Below are 2,698 nucleotides of genomic sequence, written 5' to 3' on the forward strand. Positions count from 1 at the left end.
AACCAGGACGATCTGTCCCTGCAGGCCGTCATCCCTTGGGGGCCCAAAGACGCCGCCTAAGCCAAGGGCCAGACCGCTCCGGCGGTCTGGCTTTTCTCGGCGCCAAGACAAATCGATAGGCCGTCGGTTCGTAAGCAAACCCAGCTTGCAACGGGAGAGCTCAATCCCAAGCAATGATCATTCGGGATGCTGAACTATTCCCCGGAGCTGCCCAGTGCTCGAAGGATCGCGTCTCGGTATACGTTCTCGACTGGTAGCGTAACGTTGTTGAAGGCTTCCTGAACTTTGTAGACCGTGGTTGAGTGATTTAGAGTGTTTTTCAAAGAGATCAGATTCCCAACGGTTGCGGCCTTAGGCATGTCATAGTCATAAACCGCGAAGGTTATCGATGCTGGCTGCAGCGCGTATCGGATCAGACCCTCTTGGCCACCCAGTCGTTCCATAATCCGCTCAAACACCGGAGCAGGGCACACAAAGAATAGGCCGCTTCGACAAAGCTCTTCGCGTTGCAGGATTTGCCCCTTGTAAATCAGCTGTGGCAAAATTCGTTTGGCGACGTTCTCCCAGTTAAGCCCAGCAGTTGTCTTCTCCACGGACCGGTCTGCTTTCAGAGCTTCGTAACCTGGTCGATAAGTGCCTGTGGTATCAATTGTCTGTACTTCGACTGCAACGAATTCGACGAGATCGCCTTTGTTGCTGAGCCTCGCCAGCACCCAATCGACAAAGTAGCCCCCTTTTTTCGATTTCTGAGGTAATCGGAGTTCCCCGCCCCAGCCCTTGCCGAAAACTGCAACGCACTCTTCTTCATGGTCAGCAGCATGCTTCACCGCGTCTCTACCAGCGACCAGTCTCAGGCCGGGGCGAAATGCACGGCCTGCAATGTCAGACAAAATTCGGTAATCGTCAGCGTACAGCCTGATCGGGCAGCATATGACTGGCTCGCTCGTGATTGGCTTGATGGCGCAAACGCCCGAAACAACCCCATCGTTAAAGCTCTTCTGACATGTATCCCCACTAATGGGGCAGATTTCTGTATCCGCGGCATGCTTTGCCACCTCGGATACATCATCGGCGCGATACCCAAAGAACTCGAAAATAGTTGCTGCCATGGTGTTACGAAATCTTTCTTTCGCGTTCTGGCATCACTTCGAGGACAGCTCTGATTGACCGTCCAATGGCCGCAGCAAGCAGAGGTGGAACGGCATTCCCAACTTGTTCGTATTGTTCAACACGCGATCCGGCAAACCGGAATTTGTCTGGGAAGGTTTGAATCCTTGCTGCCTCCCTGACTGTGAAGCAACGGTCTTGGTCGTAGTGGAAGTAGGCTCCCCAATGCGGGTCGCATTTCGTCAGAATGGTCGACGCAAGTCCATGTGGCGCGACCCGACCGTAACGTTTCGTGTGATCAGATCGACGTGCTCGCTTCATACCCTTCGGCAACAGATCTTCGGGGATGTCTGTCCAATTCCCTCCAGGGGGAATGAACGACAGGCGCTTGATGTTGATTTCGCCAAGGCGCGGAGCTTCGTGGTTCTGGACTGAGTTGCTACCGTTCCGCATGGCCGCCTGAAAATCGTTCTGTGGCCCCGTCTTGTAGTCCTTGCGCTTTGCACCGGTTTCCCCGTTCGAAAGCGTGGGTAGATCATCGATCGCATCGCGAACGCTCACAAAAGACGGCAGCTCAAGGTTTGTCGGCAGGGCCACAATATTCTTGCCCTCGAAACTCGAGGTAAAATTCACCCGCAGGGGTGCATTTCGGACTGGCTCGGGGAAGGCGCTGAGGGGATCGGCTTCATCCCCGCGAATTCCGATTATCACCGTTCGCCAACGCGTCTGAGGCACGCCGAAATGCGGGGCATAGAGGATTTTCACATCTGCACGGTAACCGTGCTGACCCAAAGCCTGCAGGATTGCCTGCAACGTACCGCCACCTTCAAACGAGACAAGACCCGGAACGTTTTCGATCAAGACAGCCTTCGGTTCGAACTCATCGACAAATCGCAGGAACTCGAGAAAAAGGCTGTTTCGTTCGTCGTCCAAAGATCGCTTGGGCGCGTTGATTGAAAAACCCTGGCAGGGGGGACCGCCTGCGACGAGATCAAGTTCGCCTTTTTCCAGACCTAACCGATGGCGCACTTCGCTGGCATCTACCAGCCGAATGTCACGTGACTCGACGAAGGTCTCAGGGTGGTTCAGCGCATATGTTTCAGCGTAGCGCGCCATGATTTCGTTCGCATACAGAGATTTGAAGCCGGAAGCCCGCAACCCTTCAGAAAGGCCGCCGGCGCCAGCAAACAGATCAATCGATGTGTACTGCGCTTCCAAGACGCCTCTCCTCTTTTTCTCATGCTCTACCATGCACATCGATAGCATGAAAGATTCAACGAAGTCTTCTCTGTTTGTTCCTGCTAGCGATCAATCGGTCTCGCAGATTTCCAGTGCCACCGCCGCGCGCCTTTCCGTCGACCTGTTGGCCTTTCAGATCGCTAGCCCGGGGTTGAGCAGCCTGCAACGCCTTGGGCAGGTTTCTGGACGGCTTGCGCCTTGAGCGCTGCGGAGCATCGCTCACAACAAACCTGCCCCCGGCGTGCTCCATTTCATTGCGCCCCGTGCCGGGTGCAGCCCGCTCTCATGCCCCCGGTCTTTTCCACGATCCGTCCAACGACGATCAACGGAAAGGATCACACCATGACACTCG

2 protein-coding genes are annotated in these 2,698 nt (G+C 55.1%); both read right to left on the reverse strand.

Annotated elements, in window-relative coordinates; all coding sequences use genetic code 11:
- Window positions 1–194: 194 nt before the first annotated feature.
- Window positions 195–1,109 (reverse strand): NotI family restriction endonuclease, encoded by a 915-nt coding sequence (locus BMX99_RS19385; protein ID WP_093455156.1) that lies wholly within the window; start codon window positions 1,107–1,109, stop codon window positions 195–197.
- Window positions 1,110–1,113: 4 nt separating this feature from the next.
- Window positions 1,114–2,325, reverse strand: coding sequence for a DNA cytosine methyltransferase (locus BMX99_RS19390; protein WP_244525689.1), 1,212 nt, complete (start codon window positions 2,323–2,325; stop codon window positions 1,114–1,116).
- Between the last annotated feature and the right edge of the window lie 373 nt (window positions 2,326–2,698).

It is taken from the genome of Pseudooceanicola nitratireducens, from assembly GCF_900109195.1.
Taxonomy (GTDB): Bacteria; Pseudomonadota; Alphaproteobacteria; order Rhodobacterales; family Rhodobacteraceae; genus Pseudooceanicola; species Pseudooceanicola nitratireducens.

Bases quoted from the DNA above. Each gene is read 5' to 3' on its own strand.
- BMX99_RS19385 (WP_093455156.1), bottom strand. From the start codon at position 1,109: ATGGCAGCAACTATTTTCGAGTTCTTTGGGTATCGCGCCGATGATGTA.